The organism is Actinosynnema sp. CS-041913 (assembly GCF_050942485.1).
Classification (GTDB): Bacteria; Actinomycetota; Actinomycetes; order Mycobacteriales; family Pseudonocardiaceae; genus Actinosynnema.
Window position 1 is genome coordinate 181,499 of the sequence record NZ_CP192037.1, and the last position, 20,523, is coordinate 202,021.

Annotated in this window: 18 protein-coding genes and 1 tRNA gene; 6 read left to right on the plus strand and 13 right to left on the minus strand. The window is 70.0% G+C overall.

The genetic code is table 11. The features are described 5' to 3' along the window. Nucleotides 1–2: 2 nt before the first annotated feature. The 4 genes from wzt to ACQPZF_RS00855 form a co-directional block, all read right to left on the minus strand. Nucleotides 3–818, minus strand: a complete 816-nt coding sequence (gene wzt, locus ACQPZF_RS00840) for a galactan export ABC transporter ATP-binding subunit Wzt/RfbE (protein ID WP_433267211.1) — start codon at nucleotides 816–818, stop codon at nucleotides 3–5. 14 nt (nucleotides 819–832) lie between these two features. Continuing rightward, nucleotides 833–1,744 (minus strand): galactan export ABC transporter permease subunit Wzm/RfbD, encoded by a 912-nt coding sequence (gene wzm / locus ACQPZF_RS00845; protein WP_433267213.1) that lies wholly within the window; start codon nucleotides 1,742–1,744, stop codon nucleotides 833–835. 48 nt (nucleotides 1,745–1,792) lie between these two features. Then, nucleotides 1,793–2,668, minus strand: a complete 876-nt coding sequence (locus ACQPZF_RS00850) for a class I SAM-dependent methyltransferase (protein WP_433267215.1) — start codon at nucleotides 2,666–2,668, stop codon at nucleotides 1,793–1,795. 127 nt (nucleotides 2,669–2,795) lie between these two features. Continuing rightward, a complete protein-coding gene (locus ACQPZF_RS00855; RefSeq protein WP_433267217.1) occupies nucleotides 2,796–3,323 on the minus strand; it encodes a bacterial proteasome activator family protein in 528 nt (175 codons plus the stop codon). Nucleotides 3,324–3,812: 489 nt separating this feature from the next. Here ACQPZF_RS00855 and ACQPZF_RS00860 point away from each other — a divergent pair, with 489 nt between their 5' ends. Together ACQPZF_RS00860 and ACQPZF_RS00865 are read left to right on the plus strand one after the other, a co-directional pair. Beyond that, nucleotides 3,813–5,012: a cysteine desulfurase-like protein gene (locus ACQPZF_RS00860; RefSeq protein WP_433267219.1), complete on the plus strand. Its 1,200-nt coding sequence runs from the start codon at nucleotides 3,813–3,815 to the stop codon at nucleotides 5,010–5,012. An 11-nt stretch (nucleotides 5,013–5,023) separates the two neighbouring features. After that, the gene (locus ACQPZF_RS00865; RefSeq protein WP_433267221.1) at nucleotides 5,024–5,671 is read left to right on the plus strand and encodes a class I SAM-dependent methyltransferase; all 648 of its coding nucleotides are present in this window, start codon (nucleotides 5,024–5,026) and stop codon (nucleotides 5,669–5,671) included. Between the two features lie 180 nt (nucleotides 5,672–5,851). Here the strand turns inward: ACQPZF_RS00865 and ACQPZF_RS00870 are convergent, their stop codons facing one another. Beyond that, a complete protein-coding gene (locus ACQPZF_RS00870; RefSeq protein ID WP_433267223.1) occupies nucleotides 5,852–6,820 on the minus strand; it encodes an NAD(P)H-quinone oxidoreductase in 969 nt (322 codons plus the stop codon). 57 nt (nucleotides 6,821–6,877) lie between these two features. Here ACQPZF_RS00870 and ACQPZF_RS00875 point away from each other — a divergent pair, with 57 nt between their 5' ends. Both ACQPZF_RS00875 and ACQPZF_RS00880 read left to right on the plus strand, forming a co-directional pair. Beyond that, complete coding sequence (locus tag ACQPZF_RS00875; RefSeq protein WP_433267225.1) at nucleotides 6,878–7,513, plus strand: GNAT family N-acetyltransferase; 636 nt, start codon at nucleotides 6,878–6,880, stop codon at nucleotides 7,511–7,513. Between the two features lie 74 nt (nucleotides 7,514–7,587). Beyond that, nucleotides 7,588–9,114 carry a M28 family metallopeptidase gene (locus ACQPZF_RS00880; protein ID WP_433267227.1) on the plus strand — a complete coding sequence of 509 codons (1,527 nt, stop codon included), beginning with the start codon at nucleotides 7,588–7,590 and terminating at the stop codon, nucleotides 9,112–9,114. Between the two features lie 92 nt (nucleotides 9,115–9,206). Here ACQPZF_RS00880 and ypfJ read toward each other — a convergent pair whose 3' ends face one another. Beyond that, nucleotides 9,207–10,109 (minus strand): KPN_02809 family neutral zinc metallopeptidase, encoded by a 903-nt coding sequence (gene ypfJ, locus ACQPZF_RS00885; RefSeq protein WP_433267229.1) that lies wholly within the window; start codon nucleotides 10,107–10,109, stop codon nucleotides 9,207–9,209. 670 nt (nucleotides 10,110–10,779) lie between these two features. Continuing rightward, the gene (locus ACQPZF_RS00890) at nucleotides 10,780–12,498 is read right to left on the minus strand and encodes a bifunctional metallophosphatase/5'-nucleotidase (protein ID WP_433267231.1); all 1,719 of its coding nucleotides are present in this window, start codon (nucleotides 12,496–12,498) and stop codon (nucleotides 10,780–10,782) included. 174 nt (nucleotides 12,499–12,672) lie between these two features. On the opposite strand from ACQPZF_RS00890, the gene ACQPZF_RS00895 reads away from it, so the two are divergent. Next, nucleotides 12,673–13,104 (plus strand): MarR family winged helix-turn-helix transcriptional regulator, encoded by a 432-nt coding sequence (locus ACQPZF_RS00895; protein WP_433274986.1) that lies wholly within the window; start codon nucleotides 12,673–12,675, stop codon nucleotides 13,102–13,104. A 21-nt stretch (nucleotides 13,105–13,125) separates the two neighbouring features. After that, nucleotides 13,126–13,210, plus strand: a tRNA-Ser gene (locus ACQPZF_RS00900). A gap of 77 nt (nucleotides 13,211–13,287) precedes the next feature. Here ACQPZF_RS00900 and ACQPZF_RS00905 read toward each other — a convergent pair. From ACQPZF_RS00905 to ACQPZF_RS00930, 6 genes are all read right to left on the minus strand, one after another. Beyond that, nucleotides 13,288–14,598, minus strand: coding sequence for a tyrosine-type recombinase/integrase (locus ACQPZF_RS00905; RefSeq protein WP_433267233.1), 1,311 nt, complete (start codon nucleotides 14,596–14,598; stop codon nucleotides 13,288–13,290). Nucleotides 14,599–14,608: 10 nt separating this feature from the next. Beyond that, nucleotides 14,609–14,908 carry a helix-turn-helix domain-containing protein gene (locus tag ACQPZF_RS00910; protein ID WP_433267235.1) on the minus strand — a complete coding sequence of 100 codons (300 nt, stop codon included), beginning with the start codon at nucleotides 14,906–14,908 and terminating at the stop codon, nucleotides 14,609–14,611. Between the two features lie 500 nt (nucleotides 14,909–15,408). After that, nucleotides 15,409–17,103 (minus strand): hypothetical protein, encoded by a 1,695-nt coding sequence (locus ACQPZF_RS00915; RefSeq protein WP_433267237.1) that lies wholly within the window; start codon nucleotides 17,101–17,103, stop codon nucleotides 15,409–15,411. Nucleotides 17,104–17,150: 47 nt separating this feature from the next. Then, nucleotides 17,151–18,212, minus strand: a complete 1,062-nt coding sequence (locus ACQPZF_RS00920; RefSeq protein ID WP_433267239.1) for a bifunctional DNA primase/polymerase — start codon at nucleotides 18,210–18,212, stop codon at nucleotides 17,151–17,153. A 301-nt stretch (nucleotides 18,213–18,513) separates the two neighbouring features. Further along, nucleotides 18,514–18,888 (minus strand): hypothetical protein, encoded by a 375-nt coding sequence (locus tag ACQPZF_RS00925; RefSeq protein WP_433267241.1) that lies wholly within the window; start codon nucleotides 18,886–18,888, stop codon nucleotides 18,514–18,516. A 20-nt stretch (nucleotides 18,889–18,908) separates the two neighbouring features. Continuing rightward, nucleotides 18,909–20,456, minus strand: coding sequence for a DNA cytosine methyltransferase (locus ACQPZF_RS00930; protein ID WP_433267243.1), 1,548 nt, complete (start codon nucleotides 20,454–20,456; stop codon nucleotides 18,909–18,911). Nucleotides 20,457–20,523: the final 67 nt, after the last annotated feature.

The following is a 20,523-nucleotide window of genomic DNA, read 5'->3' on the forward strand; positions in this document are numbered from 1 at the left end:
GGCTACTCGCCACCGTTCCCGCTCAGCACCGGCAGCGAGCCGATCCGCGCCAGCGTGTCCGGGCTCAGGTGCTCGTACGGGTCGCGGCCCTTGTAGGCCTTCACCACCTCGCGCAGCGAGCCGTGCATCTTCACCTGGCCCTCGTCCATCCAGATGGCCGTGTTGCACAGCTCGACCAGCATGTCGTCGGAGTGGTTGGCGAACACCAGGATGCCGGACCGCTGCACCAGGTCGTTGAGCCGGTCGCGGGCCTTCTCCAGGAACGCCGCGTCGACCGCGCCGATGCCCTCGTCCAGCAGCAGGATCTCCGGGTCGATGGAGGTCACCACGCCGAGCGCCAGCCGCACCCGCATACCGGTGGAGTAGGTGCGCAGCGGCATCGACAGGTAGTCGCCCAGCTCGGTGAACTCGGCGATGTCGTCGACCCGCTTCTCCATCTCCTTGCGGCTCATGCCGAGGAACAGGCCGCGGATCATGATGTTCTCGAAGCCGGAGATCTCCGGGTCCATGCCGACGCCGAGGTCGAAGACCGGCGCCACCTTGCCCTGTATGCGGGAGCTGCCCCGGGTCGGCTCGTAGATGCCCGCGAGCAGTCTGAGCAGCGTGGACTTGCCCGCGCCGTTGTGCCCGACCAGGCCGACCCGGTCGCCGTGCCGCAGCGAGATGTTGATGTCGTGCAGCGCTTCGATGATCGGGACGCGGCCCTCGGAGCCGATCTTGCCGCCGACCTTGCCCAGCGCGAGCTTCTTCAGCGACCTCGACTTGGCGTCGAAGATCGGGAAGTCGACCGAGGCGTTCCAGACGTCGATGCTGACCATAGGTTCGGCCTCACTCAGACCCAGTAGGAGACGCGGGCACGGTAGTTGCGCAGCGCCAAGAGCGCCAGTGCCCACCCGATGACGGTGAACGAGCCCACGACCACCCAGTGGTGCCATTCCTGCTGCTGGCCGAGCAGGGGGGCGCGCACGATCTCCAGGAAGTGGTAGATCGGGTTGAACTCGGCGATCAGGATCTTCCAGCTCGCCTCGCCGTCGGTGAACTTGTTGAGCACACCCACGTGCCACACGATCGGCGTCATGAAGAACACGAGCTGGATGAAGCTGTGGATGACCGGCGGGATGTCCCGGAACCGGGTGCTGATGATGCCGAACAGCAGCGCGACCCACACGGCGTTCACCACGAGCAGCACGAACGCGGGGAGGGCGAGCAGCACCGTCCACGAGATGCCGGGGTGCAGGACCGTGTCGCCCTCCATCCGGTACTCCTCGGTGAGCGCCGGGAAGAACACGATCAGCACGACCACGTAGACCGCGAGGTTGTGGGCGAAGAACAGCACCTGACGCCACACCATGCGCAGCACGTGCACGGTCACCGGCGAGGGCAGGTGTTTGATCAGCCCCTCGTTGGCGATGAACACCTCGGTGCCCTCGGTCACCACGCCGAGGATGAAGTTCCAGACGATGAACCCGACGGTGACGTACGGCAGGAACGTGCTCAGCTCCTGGCCGAGTAGCTGCGAGTACAGCAGGCCGAGGGCGAGCGCTGTGGTACCCATGGAGATGGTGATCCAGAGGGGGCCGATCACCGACCGGCGGTAGCGCTGCTTGATGTCCTGCCAGCCGAGGTGGCCCCACAGCTCACGTTGGCGCCAAGCGTCGCGCACATCGCCGAACGCGCGCGCGAATGTGCGTGAGTCGGGTGCCGGGGGAGCGGCTGGTCGGTCGACCGTACTCGTGGGTTGCACGAGTACTGAGACTACCGGCGGCAGGTAGGTCCTCCTGCCGCCGGGCTGTCACGGTGCGGTCACTCCGGTCGCGGGAGCCCCCGACACGCCGGTGACCTTCACTATCACCTGTTCGTGGTCGTGCGTGTATCCCTCGTAACGGAAGCCGGTTCCGGTCCGCTCGGCGTACTCCGTCCAGGCCCGGTGCTCGTGCTCGCGCCAGCCGGGGAAGTTGAAGTACTCGTCGAAGACGATCACGGAGCCGTCCACCAGCCGGGGCCCGACCAGGTCGAGCACGGTCTTGGCGGACGAGTACAGGTCGCAGTCGACGTGCAGGAACGCCACCGGACCGGGGTGCTCCTCCAGGAACCCGGGCAGCGACTCGTCGAACCAGCCGACCACCAGCTCCGCGCCGGGCACGTCGGGCAGATCGTCGACGCCGAACATCCCGGCCGGGAAGCCGCTGCGCCAGTGCTCCGGCAGACCCTTGAACGAGTCGAAGCCGTAGACGTCCCGGCGCTCGCGGGCGTCGGCGATGATCTTCAGCGTGGTGCCCGCGTAGACCCCGAACTCCAGCGCCATCCCGTCCCGCTCGACCAGCGAGAGCGCGTGCTCCAGCGTGGCGTGCGGGTGCTCGAAGTGCGGCGCGGAGGTCATCTCGTCGCGCACGAACCGCGCGCTGTCCGTCGCCGCGTCCCGCTCACCGGCGAAGACGAGGTCCCGCCGGGCCCGGATCTCGAACCGGCGGAGGTCCTCGGCGGCCTGTTCGGAGTGGTGGCGCACCACTTCGCGCAGCTCGGCGACCTCGTCGTGGAGCCGGTCGAGCTGCTCGGCGTGGGCCCGGTGGTAGGGCGCGACGACCTCCTCGATCGCCCGGATCACCTTGCCGCGCAGCTTGCCGCGCGCTTCTTCGACCAATCGGCTGTGACGCACTCGGTCGAGCACGTGAGATCTCCTCTCACCCGCACCGCTGGAAGACGCGACACACGGTCGAGCACCAGCGGACCGCTGTCCAGGGGCCGTTATCCGATCGCGGGTCTCCCGTCCGCGCCCTTCACCACAGGCCCCGCCACTACAGGTACTGCCCGCCGCGCAGCGGGGGGTGGTCGGCCGACTCGCCCGACGGCCCGGCGGGCAGCGCGCGCCCGCGCATCTGCTCCAGTTGGACGCGGGCGGCCATCTGCTGGGCGAACAGGGCCGTCTGGATGCCGTGGAACAGCCCCTCCAGCCAGCCGACGAGCTGGGCCTGCGCGATCCGCAGCTCCGCGTCGGACGGCGTGCCCTCCTCGGTGAAGGGCAGCGAGAGCCGCTCCAACTCGTCCCGCAACTCGGGGGCGAGCCCGTCCTCCAACTCGTCGATGGACCGCTTGTGGATCTCCTTGAGCCGGTTGCGGCTGGCCTCGTCCAGCGGAGCGGCCCGCACCTCCTCCAGCAACTGCTTGATCATCGTGCCGATCCGCATCACCTTGGCCGGCTGCTCGACCAGATCGGTGACGTCCTGGCCGTTCTCGTCCCCGACAGGCACCCGCGCGGCCCCGACCGGCGTGCCATCCGGCCCAACCACGACAACGTGCCGCTCGTTCTCCGCTGCCTCGCTCATACGTCCATCCTGACGCGATCGGGTGGCCGCCCGCGAACCGGGTCAGGCCTGGGGCGAGCGCCGCGCGGGGCAGTCTTCGGCTGAATGGACCATCCACCCGAACTTCCACCCGCACATCCCCGCTCTTCGTCGTACCCACCTGGAAGGATGGAAACCGGGGGCTGCTCAGAACGGCGCCCGCCTAAACCTCGCGACCGACACCGGCTTCTCTACCCTTCCGACCGGCACTGACTCCCGACTGGCACTCGCACGGCAGTCACACCACCGCCTCGCGGAACCTGCGGCCCCGGCGTCCGCGCCGCCGCCCCGAGTAACGCCGCCCCGGGTAACGCCGTCCGAACCGCACCCGCCCGTGCCTGCCCACACCCCGAGCCACCAGCCTCATCCACCCGCGGAATCCGCGAAAACGCCGTGCCCGGATCACACTTCAGCGGCGACCCCTGGCCCCCTGCTGTCGCCCGTCCCGGCGTCCTCCGTACGGTGTGCGGCATGGCGTTCGACGTCGCCCGGGTCCGTGGGCTGTTCCCCGCGCTCGGCGACGGCTGGGTTCATCTGGACGCGCCGGCGGGGATGCAGGTCCCCGAACAGGTGGCCACGGCCGTCTCCACCGCGCTGCGCGCACCGGTCTCCGGGCCCGGTGGCATCTTCCCCGCTTCACAACGCGCCGAGGCCATCGTCGACGCCGCCCGGCGGGCCGTCGCGGACCTCCTCGGGGCCGACCCGGCGGGCGTCGTGCTCGGGCCGAGTTCCGCCGTCCTCCTCCAACGGCTCGCCGACGCCCTGTCCGACGGCTGGTTCCTCGGTGACGAGGTCGTGGTCTCCCGCCTCGACCACCCGTCGAACATCGCGCCCTGGCAGCGCGCCGCACAGCGCACCGGCAGCGTGGTCCGGTGGGCCGAGGTCGACATCGAGACCTGCGAGCTGCCCGCCTGGCAGTACGACGAGCTGGTGACCGACAAGTGCAAGCTGGTCGCGGTCACCGCCGCGTCCGGCTCGGTCGGCTCCCGCCCGGACCTCGCCAAGATCGCCCAGGCCGCCCGCCGCACGGAGGCCCTGGTCGTCGTGGACGCCTCCGCCGCCGCCCCGTTCGTGCCGCTGGACATCGCCTCGATGGACGCCGACGTGGTCGCCGTCTCCGCGAACGCCTGGGGCGGCCCGCCGGTCGGCGCGCTGGTCTTCCGCGACCCGTCGCGCCTGGACCTGCTGCCCTCGGTCGCGGTGGAGCCCGGCGCGCGCGGCCCCGAACGGCTCGAACTCGGCCCCCACGCCTACCCGCTGCTGGCCGGCCTGGTCGCCTCCGTGGAGTACCTGGCGGGCCTCGACGACGTCGCCGCGGGCCCGCGCCGCGAGCGCCTGCTGACGTCACTGGGGTCCGTCAAGGCGTACCAGGCGGGGCTCCTCGCTAACCTCATCAACGAACTGCGATCGCTCCGTCACGTCATGGTGATCGGCGACGCCATGCGGCGGGTGCCCGCCCTGGCGTTCACGGTGGCCGGCGTGAAGTCGACCGATGGCGTCGAGCACCTGTCCGAACGAGGCGTCTGCGCCTTCGCCGACTCGGGTCAGCACGGCGTGTTCTCGGTCCTGGGGGTGGGCGAGGTCGGCGGGGCGATCCGCGTGGGCCTCGCGCACTACACGAACGCGGTCGAAGTGGACGAACTCGTGCGGGCGGTCGCCGAGCTGGGGTAGCCGGAGGTGTGGTGGACGACGCTCTGTCCCGTGAACTGGCCGACCTCGCCGCACTGCACCGCCTCAGCCCGCTGATGTCCGAGTACCTGCCCACCACGGCGCACGAACTGCGCCCGGCGGCGCTCGCGGCCGTGGTGGACGAGGTGCTGCTCGGCTCGCGGACGGTCATCGTGGAGTGCGGCTGCGGCGCGTCGTCGGTGCTGCTGGCACGGCTGCTGGCCCGCCGGGGATTCGGCCACCTGCTGTCCGTCGAGCACGACGAGCGCACCGCCGCCTTCGTCGCGAGCCAGCTACGCCGGGAAGGCCTCGGGCACGTGGCCCGCGTCGTCCACGCGCCGCTGACACCGCACCCGGCGGCGCTCGGCAACGCCCAGTGGTACCACCCGCAGCTCGTGCACGACGAGGTGTCGACGTACGTCGAGCGGTACGGCCTGGTCGACCTGCTGCTGGTCGACGGGCCGCTGCTGGGCGACGCGCGCTACCCGGCGCTGCCGGTGTTCCGCGGGGTGCTCGCGCCGGGGGCCGCCGTGCTGGTGGACGACGCCGACCGACCCGGCGAGCAGACCGTGCTGGTGCGGTGGGCCGAGGAGTTCGCGCTGAGGTTCCGCACCACGCCGCGCACGTTCCTGGCCACCGCCACCGCGACCACGTCCACCTGACGAACCGATCCGCCAACCCGACCAGCTCGATCCGGCCGCCCGACCCGCCCGACCCGCCAGCCCGACCCGCCAGCCCGACCCGCCAGCCCGATCCGGCCGCCCGACCCGACGGCAGCCCGACAGAGCAATCCGACAAAGCAACCCGACAGAGCAGCCGGGCGTTGTGGTAGACCGAGTGGTCTAGAACTTGAGCACGAGCTTGCCGAACACGTTGCCCTCCTCCAGCGCCCGGTGCGCCTCCGCGGCCCGCTGGATCGGCAGCACCTCGTGCACGATCGGCTTGACCTGCCCCGACGCCACCAGCGGCCACAGGCGGTCGCGGACGTCGCGCACGATCCGGGCCTTGCCGTGCGGCCCGTCGACCGGTCGGGAGCGGAGGCCGGTGCCGGTGACGCTCGCGCGCTTGAACAGCAGCTTGCCGATGTTCAGCTCGCCCTTCACGCCGCCCTGCATGCCGATGATCACCAAGCGGCCGTCGTGGTTCAGCACGTCCACGTTGCGGTCCAGGTAGGCCGCGCCCATGTTGTCCAGCACGACGTCCGCCTTGCCCACCTCGGCGACGAAGTCCTGCGTCCGGTAGTTCACCGTGATGTCCGCGCCCAGCTCACGGCAGCGCGCGAGGCGCTCGTCGGAGCCCGCCGTGACGGCGACGCGTGCCCCGAGGGCCTTGGCGACCTGGATGGCGTGCGTGCCGATACCGCCCGCGCCGCCGTGCACCAGGAACGTCTCGCCTTCGGTGAGGCGCGCGAGCATGACGACGTTCGACCAGACCGTGCACGCCACCTCGGGCAGCGACGCGGCCGTCACGAGGTCGACGCCGTCCGGCACGGGCAGCAACTGCCCGGCCGGGACGACGACCCGCGAGCCGTAGCCGCCGCCGGCGAGCAGGGCGCACACCTCGTCGCCCACCCGCCAGCCGGACACGCCGTCGCCGAGCGCGGCGACCGTGCCGGAGCACTCCAGGCCCAGGACGTCCGACGCGCCGGGCGGCGGCGGGTAGTGGCCTTGGCGTTGCAGCAGGTCCGCCCGGTTGACCGCGGTGGCCGCGACGTCCAGCAGCACTTCGCCCGGACCGGGTTCGGAGTCCCGAACTTCCGTCCACTGGAGGACGTCCGGGCCGCCTGGTTCACGAATCGTGATCGCGTGCATGGTCCCTGACCGTAATCCGGTCGCACCCCCGGTGCCGCGCGGGCACCATCAGCGGGCATGGATCCCTGGCCCTATTGGCAACTCGTGCTCCGTACGCCCCGGCTGGAGTTGCGCCCGGACGACGACGCCGGGCTGCTGGAACTCGCCGAGGAGGCGCTGGCGGGCATCCACCCGCCGGAGCGGATGCCGTTCGGCGTGGAGTGGACCGACGCCCCGCGCGATCGGCTGGCGATCAACACGTTGCAGCACTACTGGTCGGTGCGCGCGACCCAGTCGCCGGAGCGGTGGACGGTGAACTTCCTGGCGCGGCTGGACGGCCGGGTGATCGGGGTGCAGACCTTGCACGCGGACTCGTTCGCCGTGACGAAAGAGGTCGGCACCGGGTCGTGGATCGGGCTGCGGCACCAGGGCCGAGGGATCGGCACGGAGATGCGGGCGGCGGTGCTGATGTTCGCGTTCGACCACCTCGGGGCGCTGGCGGCGCGGTCGAGCGCGTTCGCCGACAACCCGGCGTCGCTCGGGGTCAGCCGCAAGCTCGGGTACCGGGCGGACGGCACGTTCGTCCAGGTCCGGCGCGGGGAGGCGGCGACGCAGACCCGGCTGCTGGTGACCCGCGACGGGTTCGCCCGGCCCGACTGGGAGTTGGCCGTGACCGGCGTCACCCCGTGTCTGGAGATGCTCACGGGCTGCTAACCCGCCGAGTGACGGATTGTTTTCCGCACGTCGAGAGGTGAAGGTTCGGCATCCGAGTGAAGGGGAACTCGATCATGTCAGGTAGAACCGGGATCCGACGTGCGGCGATCCTCGCGGCGTCCGTGTCCCTCGTGCTCGTTCCCGCGCCGGTCGCCCAGGCCGGCCCCACGGGTCTGAACGGCCCGGCGCTGGCCAAGAAGCTCACCAAGAACGTCACGCTGGAAGGGGTCAACCGCCACCTGATCGCCTTCCAGCGGATCGCGGACCGCAACGGCGGCAACCGCGCGGCGGGCACGACCGGCTACGACGCCAGTGTGGAGTACGTGGCGGGCAGGCTGCGCGGTGCCGGCTTCGACGTCAGCACCCCGGAGTTCACCTACCAGGTGCAGGTCACCGACGCGGCGGTCGCGAAGGTCGGTGCGACGACGTACGAGAACATCCCGATGACGTTCTCCCCGCAGACCCCGGTCGGCGGTGTCACCGGCACGCTGCGCGCGGTGCCCGAGGACGCGACGCCCGGCTGCGAGGCGTCCGACTTCGCAGGCCAGGCCTTCGCCGGCGCGATCGCGCTGATCCGGCGCGGCGGGTGCACGTTCGACATCAAGCACCGGAACGCCGCCGCGGCCGGCGCGATCGCGGTGATCGTCGCGAACAACACGGCGGGCCCGCTGTCCGGCGTGACGCTCGGCTCGGCGGGCCTCGTCCCGACCGGCGGCGTGTCGCAGGCCGACGGCACCGCGCTGTTCGGGCAGGCCGGCCAGGCGGTCACGGTGGAGCTGCGGTTCCACCAGGAGGACCGCGTGTCGCGCAACGTCATCGCGCAGACCAGGACCGGCCGCAAGGACAACGTCGTGTTCGGCGGGGCGCACCTGGACAGCGTCCCGGCGGGCGCCGGCATCAACGACAACGGCACCGGGTCGGCCGGGCTGCTGGAGACGGCCCTCCAGCTCGGCGGGTCGCCGAAGGTCAACAACGCGGTCCGGTTCGGGTGGTGGGGCGCGGAGGAGCTGAACCTCCTCGGGTCCACCGCCTACGTCCGGTCGCTGACGTTCGAGCAGCAGCTCGACATCGCGCTGTACCTGAACTTCGACATGATCGGCTCGCCGAACGCCGGCTACTTCGTGTACGACGGCGACAACTCCGACGGTGTCGGGGCCGGCGCGGGACCGTACGGTTCGGCGCAGATCGAGAAGTCGTTCGTCGACTACCTGACCCTGGAGAAGCGGATTCCCGTCGAGGGGACCGACTTCACCGGGCGGTCGGACTACGGCGAGTTCATCCGCCAGGGAATCCCGGCGGGCGGCCTGTTCACCGGGGCCGAGGTGCTCAAGACGCCCGAGCAGGTGGCGAAGTGGGGCGGCACGGCGGGCATCGCCTACGACCCGAACTACCACGGTGTGGGGGACAACCTCGGGAACGTGGACCGTCGGGCGTTGGACCGGAACTCGGACGCGCTGGCCTGGGTCACGGCGTCCTACGCGGTCAGCACCGAGGACGTGAACGGTGTGCCGGCCCGGTCTTCGCGGGCTGCCGTGCGGTCGGCGGAGGTCCGGACGCTGCACATCGAGGACCACGACCACTCGCACGACGCGGTGGCGTAGGCGGTCGGTCCGGTAAGCGGTTCGGGTGACGGAGGGGTCGGTCCTGAGCGGACCGGCCCCTCCTCGCTGCCCGACCTCGCGGCTCCGGTTCCTCAGCCCAGGTTGTCGGTGTCGAAAGTGTTGCAGCGGGCCGGGTCGCCCGTGTCGAAGCCGAGGGTGTACCACTTCTGGCGCTGGGCCGACGAGCCGTGGGTGAACTGGGTGGTGTCGATGCGCCCGCCGCCCAGCTCCTTCTGGATGAAGTCGTCGCCGATCCGGGCCGCCGCGTCCAGCGCCGCCGCGATGTCGTCCTGCGTCACGCCGGTGATCAGGGGCTTGCCGGAGGCCGTCGGGATGGTCGTCGCGTGGTTCGCCCAGGCCCCCGCGTAGCAGTCGGCCTGCAGTTCGAGACGCACCGAGTCGGACTTGGGGCCGCTGCGCGTGCGCACCCGGTCGGACGTGCCCAGCAGGTTCTGGATGTGGTGGCCGTACTCGTGGGACAGCACGTAGCCCTCGACGAACGGGCCGCCGGTCGCGCCGAACTTCTGCCGCAGCTCCTGGAAGAAGTTCAGGTCGATGTACACCTGCGCGTCCGCCGGGCAGTAGAACGGGCCGACCGCGGAGGTGGCGTTGCCGCACCGGGTCTGGACGCCGCCGGCGAAGAAGTTCGTCTGGGCGGGCTGGTAGGTGCGGCCCGAGCGGGCGAACTGGTCGGTCCAGTAGCCCTGGATCGAGTTGATGAAGGCCACCGCGCGGCAGTCCGCGTTGCGGTTCGCGTCGGCGCCGGTCCGGCACTTCTCCTTGATCGCCTCCGAGCCGACCTGCTGGTCGCGGCCCACGTCCTGGAAGCCGGAGCCGGACGGTAGCTGGCCGCCGCCGCCGAGCTGGGAGAGCACGAAGTAGATGATCAGGCCGACGATCCCCAGGCCGCCACCGCCCAGGGCCACCCGCCCGCCCACGCCGCGGAGGTCGGAGACCTGGGATGTGTCGAGTTCGGCGTCCTCGTTGAACTGCACCGCGTGTCCTCCAACCAAGGGCCCCCACAAAGGCGGCACCACGATAGCTGGCACGGGGTACCCGCGGACGTCATCGGCGATGCGCGTCGGGCGCGGTTCCGCAGTCGCGCGGAGGCCTGGGTCCGGAGTCCGGAGTCGGGTGCCGCACCCGCGCAGAGGCCCAGGTGCGGAACCCGACGTCAAGGGTGCCGCACCTGGGTTTCTTTCCCTTGTGGAAGTGACTGATCCGGTTCGCCACGAGGTTGGCGTGGACCTCGGCCGGCGTCGCCGTGCGAGACGACGCCTGAGAACTCCGGGGTCAAACAGCGTCAAGCGCGGCAAGCGCGTCGATCACGCCGGAAGCGCCGCGCGCTCGAAACCTCGGGTGGAACCGCTCACGGTCGCGACCGGGACGATCTGTTCCATCCCGCCCGCGGGGTCGCGGCCGAACGCGGATCATCACAGCGAGGATTTCTCTGCACCGCACCACCTACCCCTTCCGGGCGTGCCGGTCGAGGGTTTCAGCTCGGGTTGCCCCGCCGGCAGGTCCACCTTCGAGGATGCGCTTGATCGGCCCGTTATTCAACCGTCCCGGGCATCCCTGAACTGGTGAAATACCGTTCATCCGGCCCGGTGGGACGGTCGTCGCGCGCGGTGAGCGGGCCGGGCGACCCGCTCACCGCGCGTGTCGTCACGCCACGGTCGTGATGCGGCCCAACGCCGGCGGCGCGGTGTTCGGGTGCGCGGTCAGGTAGCCGGTGAAGGCGTCCAGGTCGATGCCGCCGCCGGTGATGTCCGTGCCGTCGGTGAAGACGCTGAAGCCGTCACCGCCGCCCTGGAGGAACGAGTTGATCGTCACGCGGTAGCTCGCGGCCGGGTCGAGCGGCGTCCCGTTCAGCACGATGTCGGAGACCTTCGAGCCGATCGCGGCGGACGCCGACCACGTGTAGGTCAGGCCCGCGCTCGGCTGGAGGATGATCTGCCGCGGCGCGCCGTTCACGACCTGCCACTGCTGCTCCAGCGCCGCCTTGAGCTGCGCGCCGGTCAGCGTGACCGTCTGGAGGATGTTGCCGAACGGCTGCACGGTGAACGCCTCGCCGTAGGTCACCACCCCGTTGCCCTCGCCGGCCGGCGAGGACGCGTGGGTGAGGTCGGCCCGCACGCCGCCGGGGTTCATCAGCGCGAGGACCGCGCCGTTGCCCGTCGTGGCGGCGAGCTGGGAGTCGGCGATCAGGTTGCCCAGCGCGGACTCGCCCGCGCTGTTCTGCGCGCGCGGGATGTCCGACGCGATGGAGCCCACCGGGCGGTTCGCGATCGGGCCCGACTTGGACTTCGCCAGGTCGATCACGGACTGGATGGCCGGGTCGGGCGTGACGTTCCGGGTCACGACGTGGTTCTTCGCCACGGTCGCCGACCGGATCACCTCGCGGGTCCGCCGGTCGATCTTCAGGTCCACCACGGACAGCTCGCGGCCGAACGCCAGGCCCTCGATGAACGGGCGCGGGTTGCCGGCCGGGTCGGTGACCGTGCAGTTGTAGTGCTGGTGGCTGTGGCCGGAGAACACGGCGTCGATCTTCGGCGACACCTGCTCGGCGATGGTCCGGCCGGGGCCGCCGGACACCGTGCGGCAGTCGTCGGGGCCGCCGCCGGAGGTGTTGTCGCCCTGGTGGACCAGCAGCACGATGGACTTGACGCCCAGCCAGTTCAGCAGGTCGGCGTACCGGTTCGCCGCCGCGATCTCCTCGCCGAACCGCAGCTCCTTGATGCCGTTCGGGTCCACCAGGATGGGCACGTCCTTGAGCGGCATGCCGATGAAGCCGATCGGGACGCCGTCGCGGAACTCCACCCAGAACGGCGGCAGCGCGGGCAGGCCGTTCTCCGCCAGCGTCACGTTGGCGCCGAGGATCGGGAACTTCGCGCCGTCGTAGGACTCGCGGAACTGGCACCCGTCGGCGGGGTGGCAGCCACCCCGCTGCATGCGGAGGAGCTCCTGGTAGCCCTCGTCGAACTCGTGGTTGCCGGCGGCGGTGGTGTCCATGCCGACCCGGTTCAGGATCTCGACCGTCGGCTCGTCGTGGAACAGCGCGGACACGATCGGCGACGCCCCGATCAGGTCGCCCTGGCCGACGATGACGGAGTTGCGCACCTGCGCCTGGAGGTTCTTGATGTGCGTGGCGTTGTAAGCCGCGCCGCCCGCCTCCACCTGGGTGCCGTCGGACAGCGTGACCCGCCCCGACGAGCCGGACGGCGGCTCGATGTTGCCGTGCAGGTCGTTGATGCCGATCAGCCGGACGTCGACCGTGCGCAACGGCCTGTCGTCGGCCTGTGCCGGGGTTTGCGCGACGGTGACGGCCAGCCCGGCGACGGCGCTGAGCGCCAGTGCGGCCGTGGTCCGCCTGAACGAGGTCATAAGTGCGTTCCTCCCCTGACGGCGCCCCGGTAGGAGGGCGCACTACGGCGAGGGAGTTTGCCTTCCGGAGCTGACGCGCACCAGACATGCGTGTGGATCGTCCGTGAACGGAGATGTGCGGCCTAGCCTGGTGTCGTGACTGAGCAAGAGCCCCGGTGGCTTGACGACGGCGAGATGCGCGCGTGGCGGAACTACGTGGTCGGCGCCGCCATGCTGGCAGACCGCCTGCACCGCGAGCTGCAGGACCGGCACGCGCTGTCGTTGGCCGACTACGAGGTGCTCGTGCGGCTGTCCGAACAGCGTGGACTGCGCATGCGGATGTCCCAACTCGCGGAGGAGGTGGCGTCTTCCAAGAGCCGCGTCTCACACCAGGTGGCGCGGATGGAACGCGAGGGCCTGCTGCGCCGGCGGGAGTGCCCGGAGGACGGTCGGGGGGTGTTCGCGGAGCTGACCGACCTGGGGATGAAGACCCTGGAAGGCTCCGCGCCGACCCACGTGGACGGCGTGCGCGCGCACATGGTCGACCTGCTGTCGCGCGACGAGCAGGAGGTCCTGGCGAAGGTCTTCGACCGGGTCATCACCCACCTGCGGGGCCTGGACGGGTAACCTGCTGGACCTGCGACACCGGGAAGCGTGGCAGAGCGGCCGAATGCACCCGCCTTGAAAGCGGGAGACGGGCAACCGTCCGGGGGTTCAAATCCCTCCGCTTCCGCAGGCTGACCAGCAAGGACAGGGGTGGTCCACCGGCCAGTGAGCCGCCCCTGTCCTTGACCAGTCTCATTCACAGTCTCATTCGCGGGTCCACAGGAACCCACTCAGCCGGTGCGCGATGTCGTCGCGCATGGCCGCAGTGACGTGCATGTACCGTTCCGCGACCTTGGTGTTCGACCAGCCCATGAAGTCCATCACTGCCCGCTGAGGTACGCCGAGCAGTAGCAGGACTGTCGCGGCGGTGTGCCGTGCGTCGTGCAGCCGAGCGTCCCGAACCTTGGCGTCCGCCAGTAGCCGCTTCCATTCGTCGTGGTCGGCCCGAGGATCGAGCGGTTTGCCGTTGGGTTGGGTGAACATCCAGTCACCACCGTGCCAGAGATCCCCCGCAGCTTCCCGCTCCTTGTCTTGTGCCTCCTTGTGGCTCACGATCAGCTCGAAAAGCTGATCGGGCAGGCGGATGCCCCGCCGTCCTTTGCTCGACTTCACGTCGACCTCCAGGACTCCGCCGATTCGCTCCGGGCAATATCTGGCGTGCTTCACGCAGCCAACCGGGCAGGGTGGTGGACATTTCTTATGCTTCGTACAGGTGACCGGACACGACTTCGTCTTGTGGCGGGTGGCGATGCAGGCGGTCGGATCGGGGCAGCCGTGTTCGTACGTTTGCCGTTGACGTTGCTTGCTGACACGCAGAACTTTGGTGGTGGTGTTGAGCCGCGACCAGCGGAATCCAAGCGACTCGCCTTTTCTTGTACCGAGCGCCAGTGCCAGGATGAACCGCACGCCGTTGCGCCTGACGAGCGCGGCGGTCATAAGGGCTTGGATCTCCTCGGGCTCGAACGGCTCGACTTCGTCCTCTTCGAGCCGTGGTGCCTTCACGAGATCGAAAGGGTTCTCCCTGATGACCTTCCGCTTACGTGCCTCTCGCCACGCCGTTCGTGCCGTGCGGTGCACCTGGTGCACGGTTCCCGGTTTGAAGTCACCACTACGCCGCATCTTCGCGTACAGCTTTTCGAAATGCTCCGCTTCGGTTTGGTCCATCCATCGCTGACCCAGCGCTGGAATGACGTGCTTGTAAACCGCCGTCCTGTAGCCCTCAAGCGTCTTGTAGCGCACGTTTGGTGCGGCGATGTTCTCCACCCAGTGGGTCAGCCACTCGCGTACTCGCCAACGCTTCGCGCCGGCCTTGCGGATTTCTCCGCTATTCCGCTGGTTCTCCAGTTCGCGGACCTTGTCGCGAACCTCTCCCTCGTCCTTGCGCATAATGTGACGCCGGTCAGGTGTTCCGTCGTCTTTCGTGCCGACCGTGACACGGCCATGCCAGTAGCCGTCTTTGCCGTAGTAGACACTCGATGTGCCATTTGGTTGGCGCGTTGGTTTCGTGCGAGGCATATCGTGCCTCCTAGGCGGCATCCGGGCGTTGCAAGAGCTTCCGTGCGTAGGTGTCCACAGCAGACACGTGGATACGACGAAGACGTCCGATCTGTACCGACTCGATCTCGCCGTCACCGATGAGTCGGTACATGGTGGTGCGTCCGACTCCTAGCCTTTCTGCGGCTTCCTCGGTAGTCAGCAGCACCCGGTTAGAACGGACTTCAGAGGGTACTGCCTCCACTGCATCGGATGGTTGTTCGTTATCGGCAAGCAGCGCGGTCAGTTGCGCCACCAATGCAAGGATGGCTGCGGTATTTTTTGCGGTCATGCTGCACCTCCGGTGACGCGGTTGAGGGGGTAGGCGTCCCGGCCGTCCCGATGCTGGTCAGGCTGGGACGGCCGTGTTTGCCGGGACAGCTCGTCGGCTTGAGCCGTCGCATCGAACGTGTGGTGTCGCCGATCCATCTGGAGGGTATTCGCCGATTGCGCGCCTGTTCCTTTACCCACCATTCTGAGCAGCGGAGCATTTTTGCCACTTCGTGGGGACGGTAGTAAGCCGGCCCACCTGACGGATCTGTGGATCTGGGTCGGTGGCCGTGTTGTTTGCTCACTGAGGTTGCCTCCCAGGTCGGTACGTGTGCTGTGCGGGTGTGGGGTCGGGGTGTCAAACCCGCAAACCCGCCGGTTCGGGTGGGCACGGCCTGTGACCTGCGGTGATGTGGTGCGGGTTTGGGTGCGGGTCAAACCCGCAGCAAATCCGCGAGGGGGCGTTTCAAACCCGCAGGCCTGCCGGCGGGGGTGGTGTGCGGTCCGCCGCCCGGCCGCGGGCTACTGCCAGAGGTCGTGGTGGTCGTGGGTGGTTCGGTGGTCGGTGGCTTGGTCATCGGCGGTGCGGGTTTCGACCCAGAAGACGCGGGCTTTGGCGTGGGTGTCCATGGCGGAGCGGATGACGTAGTCGCCGTGCCAGCGTCCGATGTGACCGGTGAGGATGCGGCCGATGGATTTGGTGGAGGGGATGCGGCCCAGGTCGTCGGTGAGGAATGCTCCTTCCCATTGGTCTACGGGTTGGTTGTTGACGATGTCGATTTCGGCTTGTTGACGGAGGTGACGGCTGGTGATGCGGCGGTCGTGGTTGAGTTCGTGCCAGCGGGCGAGGAAGGCGACCCATTCGGCGTCTTCGTCGTCGGCTTCGCGCATGTCGGCGAGGTTGTCCAGGAATCCGTCGATGCCGTGGTGTGCAAGGAGTCCGCCGGATGCCTGCGCCCAGGTGGTGAACTGCCGCATGGTGTGACCGGAGCGGGGCGCGCCGGCTTGAATCCAGTCCATGACGAGGATGAGCAGGTGTCGCAGGACGGTGACACGGTTGGCGGGGTGTTTGAGCCAATTGTCCAGGTGGGGGATGCCGAACGCGGTTTGGTCGCGTTGGTCGGGGTGGGGGTCGTTGGGGTCGAGCCGGACCAGGACGGTGCGGGTGGCCATGTCGCCGCCCAGTCGGATGTTGTTGCCGGTGGCCATCCACAGCCTGTTGTTGGTGGCGGTGAAGCCTGCGCCGGAGGATCCGAGCATGCGGGCGGACCATTGTGGTGAGGTGAGCAGTTGGGCCAGTACGGCGGAGGCGATCACGGTGCCTTCGGCGATGTTGTCCCACAGCATGATCGGGGCGGCGCTGTGCAGGGCGCTGGTGATGGCTTTCTCCAGTTCGCTGTCGTCGCCCTTGCGCCAGACGAGGTTTTTGCAGCCGTAGATGTAGCCGAGGATTTCGGCGAGCAGGGTTTTGCCGCTGGACTGGGTGGTGGCGGAGATCAGGCCGAACGGGGTCAGGCACCCGAGGTAGGGGCGCAGGATCGGGGCGAGCAGCAGGGCGAGGTGGTTGGCGCGGTCGGCGGGCGCGACGAACGGGAAGTCGCACAGCAGCCGACCCAGTACGAAGGTTTTGGCGTCGGTGACCTGGTCGGCGGTGGGGTGGGCGGGGATGGGCGGGACGGGGGCGGCGGGGCAGTGGTAGAGGCCGGTGGCGGGGTCGTAGCCGGGGGTCTGGAGCAGGGTTCCGTCCGGGCGCAGCACGGGTGAGCCGACGATGCCGGTCAACGGCCGCACACCGGGCCAGTAGCGGGAGGACAGCACCGCCGACAACGCGGTCTTGGTGGGGCTGGCCTCCACCTCGGTCAGCTCGCCGGTTTCCTTGTCCTTCTTGAGCCGGTGGACGTAGGTGTGGTGGGCCAGCAGGAACGCCAGCCCCGACGCGGTGACCGGGTCGGCGGACACCGGCAGGGCGGCGGGTTGGGCGGCGGCGTGGTCGGCCAGAGCGGCGCCGGATATGCGGGACAGGTGCACCAACTGCCCGCCGGCGACGAAGACGTCGGGCAGCGCGCCACCGGCCACTGCGGTGGTGAGAGTGCGGATGGTGTCGGCCTCGCCGCCGATACGGATGGCCGGCCGGTCGGCGGGAACTGTCCCGTCGGCGGTGGCGACGTCGGCCGCGGTGTCCGTGTCGGTGGTGACGACGGGTTCGGCGGTGGTCATGCGACGGGCCTCCTCTCCGTGGCGCGCCGGGGTGTGTTCGGTGGTGGTCATGCGGCGTGGGGTTCGGTGGGCGTACGGGGTCGGGAGAACCCGGAGGCCAGCGCGTAACGGATCTCCCCGGCGGGCAGGCCGGCGGTAAGAGCGGCGTCGGTGAGGGCGGTCTCCACCCGGTCGCGGTCGATCCACCCTGCCTGGACCATCCCGGCGAGTCGGGTGGTGGAGCGGAACAGCTTGCGGTTGCGTCCGGTGTCGGGTTCCATGCCGGCCAGTTCGGTGCAGGCGCTGCGCAATGCGGCGGCGGCGTAGCGGGTGTTGCGGTCTCCGCCACCGCCCGTGGTGACCTCCACAGCCGGCCGTGTGTGCGCGCGTACGGCGTGTGGCGTGGTGTGGCGGTCGTGTCCGGTGCGCACGAGGTCTGCGGCCAGCCAGGCGGGCAGTGGGGCGGCGCTGAGAGCGTCGGAGGCGCGCCGGTAGGCACCGGCCGGGGTGGTGGAACCGGGCAACACGACGTAGCCGCCGTGGGCCTTGATGTCGATCTGCCAGCCCAGGCCGCTGCGCACGGTGCCGTCGTCGTGGGCCCGGCCGCTGCTGGACTTCCAGCGGCCGGGTTGGGCGGTGTAGAGCAGGTGCAGCCCGCCGGAAGGGGTCTGGGTGGACAGGGTGCCGGGGTCGACGGCGGCGTCGCGTAGGCCGGCCAGTGTGGCGTAGGTGTCGATGCCGTCGGCCGGCGGCGGCTGATCGGCGGGCCAGGGCACGCCGTTGAGCGGTTGGGCGGGTGGGGTGCCGCCGTGGGCGTCCAGGTCCACCGCCAGCAGCCCGGACGCGCCCAGGTGCACCGCCCACACTCCGCTTCGCCACCGCGCCGACCACCGCCGGATCACGGCCGGGTCGGCGGTGGCGGCCCACACCCCGTGGCACAGCGCGCCGTCCCGGCGGGCCAGGCACGGGCACTCGGTGATCGGGTGGCGTCCACCGCCCCGGCAGTCCGCGCACCCGGCGAGCGGGCGTTTGGTGCCGGGGTGCAACGGGAGCACGTGCCAGCCCTGCCGGTCGGCCAGCCACAGCGCGACCTGCGCGGCCGTGGTGGACGTGGTCGTCGTCGTGGTCATGGGCGGAGTCCTTCCGGGACGGAGCGAGCGGCAAGGGCAGCCCTGCTAGCCCCCGCGCGGGGGGTAGTGGGGCCGTGTGGGAACTGCGGATCCGGCGGGTGTGGACGCGGGTTTCGAACCCGCCGCTGCACCCAAACCCGCACCCAAACCCGCGCGGTGTGGCCGCAGGTCAGGCGCGTGTTCCCTCGCCCGATGCGGGTTTGCGGGTTTGTTTCCACCTCTGAGGGGAGGTTGGTGTTGGTCAGGGTTCGGCGGATGCTGCGGGCCAGGGACGGTGTCGTGGTCACGTCCCCGGCGCGGGTCATGCGGCTGCCCTCCTCCGGTCGTGTGCGGCGACTTCTTCGGGGGTGAGGTATTCGCGTCCCCAGCGGGTCCACTGGTCGGGGTGGACGTGGTCCCAAATGCGGGTGCATTGGTCGGGGTGGACGTAGGTCCAGATGCGGGCGGGTCCGTGGCGGTCGGTGATGGCGGGGTTGGGGTTGGTGGCGGTCCGGCCGGTGGGCAGGTAGCAGCGTTCGGAGCTGCACGGGTGGTGGATCGGGTACCGGCCGCGCCGGCTGGCTTCGCGCGTGGCGAGCCAGTCGGTGTAGAAGAACCAGCGGCGGTGTTTCGGCCCGCCTTCCAGCGCGACCAGGGGTGTGTGCGGGTCGGTGAGGTGTGGTGCGGGGGTGGTCATGCCGCTTCTCCGAGGTGGTGTCAGGCGGCGTGGCCGAGGGAGCGCGCTACGGCGTCGACCAGGAATTCGGCCGCCGGGGGCGTGACGCCGTTGCCGAGTTGCTTGACCCGCTCGCGTTTGTTGCCGGTGACGATGTAGTCGGGGGTGAACGCCATCGCGGCCTGGATCTCCGGAACGGTGAGCATCCGGAACGTGCAGTCCTCCACCAGCGGTGGCGTGTCCGACCACCCCACGAGGGACTGATGACCGGCCGTGGTCAGCGTCCGCATCGGCTCGGCGACCGGGGTGGACAGGTAGCCCGCGTCACCGCGGACGGTGTTGTGCCGCACCAGCATGTGGTGGTTGCCGTTGGCGGTGACGGTGGCCAGCGGTTCACGCACGTCGCGCGCGGTGCTGCCACCGCCGCGCAGTTCGGCGATGAACGCCAGCCCGTAGCGGTCCAGCGTGGTGAGCGTCCCGATCGGCCGGTCGGCCGGGTGCGCCGTCCCGGCGGTGGAGTAGTACGGCACCACCAGCGCGGACTCGTGCCGGGTGGTCTGCGTGCGCATCGGCACCGACGCGGGCGCGGCGGCGTTGCCGGGCCGGCCCTCGACCGGCACGATCAGCCCTTCGTTCTCCCGTGTGGTGCGGGCCCGGAACGGCATCGAGACCGGTTGGGCGTCCTCGTTCCACGTCCCGCCCGACGGGACCAGTTGCGGCACGCCGTACCGGGTCAGTCCGGCCTTGATCCGCGCGACGGTCTTGTCCGACAGCGGCTTGCGGCGGTCGCCGATGCGTTCACCCGGTGTCGTCCAGTCGATCGCGGACGCGGCGGGCAACGTATACGGCTCGACCGGCCGGCCGCAGCCCGGCGTGGTGCACACGTAGACGTACTGCGCCCGGTAGCGGCCCCACCGCGCCAGCGGCCAGGACTTCGACCGGGCCTTGAACACCTGCCGCGTCTCCACCCGGCGGTCGCACGCGGTGCACCAACCCGGCGGGCGTGGCTCCAGGTCCGGCGCCCGGTTGCCCTTGCGCCAGAACACGACGTACATCCGGTCTCTGCTCTGCGGCGCACGGGGTGCGGCGATCGCGGGGGCGTGCATGGAGTTCAGGTAGACGATGTGGTGGTCGTAGCCGTAGGAGTCCATGGCCATCAGCCACGCCTGGAACGGTGGCCACGCTGCCGCGTCGACCACGTTCTCCACGATCACGGCGTCGTATCGGTGCGCTTCGGCGAACCGGGGCACGTCCCACATCGTCGCGCGGGAGCGCTCCGCGACGTGGTCGGGCAACGGCTCGCCGAACAGGCCGGGCTCGTCCGGGCGGAGACCCTGTTTGCGGCCCTTGGCGACGCTGTGGTTGGTGCACTCCGGCGATGCCCACAGGATGTTCGTCCGCCGGTATCGACGCGGCTCCACTTGGCTGATGTCCGCACAGTCGTGTGCGCAGAACGGGAAGTTGGCCGAATGGGTCTCGATGGCCTGCGGCGAATGGTTCGCGGCCATGGCCAGTTCGACACCGGGGACTGACGTGGCACCGAGCCCGGAGCCACCGGCTCCGCAGAACAGGTCCGTAACGGTCAGCATGCTGCAACTCCAGGGATCGTGTCGCCTGTGGACGGTGGCGCGGTGCCGCGCCCACCGGGGTGGTCAC

Bases quoted from the DNA above. Each gene is read 5' to 3' on its own strand.
- wzt (WP_433267211.1), bottom strand. From the start codon at position 818: ATGGTCAGCATCGACGTCTGGAACGCCTCGGTCGACTTCCCGATCTTC.
- ACQPZF_RS00855 (WP_433267217.1), bottom strand. From the start codon at position 3,323: ATGAGCGAGGCAGCGGAGAACGAGCGGCACGTTGTCGTGGTTGGGCCG.
- ACQPZF_RS00860 (WP_433267219.1), top strand. From the start codon at position 3,813: ATGGCGTTCGACGTCGCCCGGGTCCGTGGGCTGTTCCCCGCGCTCGGC.
- ACQPZF_RS00870 (WP_433267223.1), bottom strand. From the start codon at position 6,820: ATGCACGCGATCACGATTCGTGAACCAGGCGGCCCGGACGTCCTCCAG.
- ACQPZF_RS00875 (WP_433267225.1), top strand. From the start codon at position 6,878: ATGGATCCCTGGCCCTATTGGCAACTCGTGCTCCGTACGCCCCGGCTG.
- ACQPZF_RS00880 (WP_433267227.1), top strand. From the start codon at position 7,588: ATGTCAGGTAGAACCGGGATCCGACGTGCGGCGATCCTCGCGGCGTCC.
- ACQPZF_RS00890 (WP_433267231.1), bottom strand. From the start codon at position 12,498: ATGACCTCGTTCAGGCGGACCACGGCCGCACTGGCGCTCAGCGCCGTC.
- ACQPZF_RS00895 (WP_433274986.1), top strand. From the start codon at position 12,673: ATGCGCGCGTGGCGGAACTACGTGGTCGGCGCCGCCATGCTGGCAGAC.
- ACQPZF_RS00905 (WP_433267233.1), bottom strand. From the start codon at position 14,598: ATGCCTCGCACGAAACCAACGCGCCAACCAAATGGCACATCGAGTGTC.
- ACQPZF_RS00910 (WP_433267235.1), bottom strand. From the start codon at position 14,908: ATGACCGCAAAAAATACCGCAGCCATCCTTGCATTGGTGGCGCAACTG.
- ACQPZF_RS00915 (WP_433267237.1), bottom strand. From the start codon at position 17,103: ATGACCACCGCCGAACCCGTCGTCACCACCGACACGGACACCGCGGCC.
- ACQPZF_RS00920 (WP_433267239.1), bottom strand. From the start codon at position 18,212: ATGACCACGACGACGACCACGTCCACCACGGCCGCGCAGGTCGCGCTG.
- ACQPZF_RS00925 (WP_433267241.1), bottom strand. From the start codon at position 18,888: ATGACCACCCCCGCACCACACCTCACCGACCCGCACACACCCCTGGTC.
- ACQPZF_RS00930 (WP_433267243.1), bottom strand. From the start codon at position 20,456: ATGCTGACCGTTACGGACCTGTTCTGCGGAGCCGGTGGCTCCGGGCTC.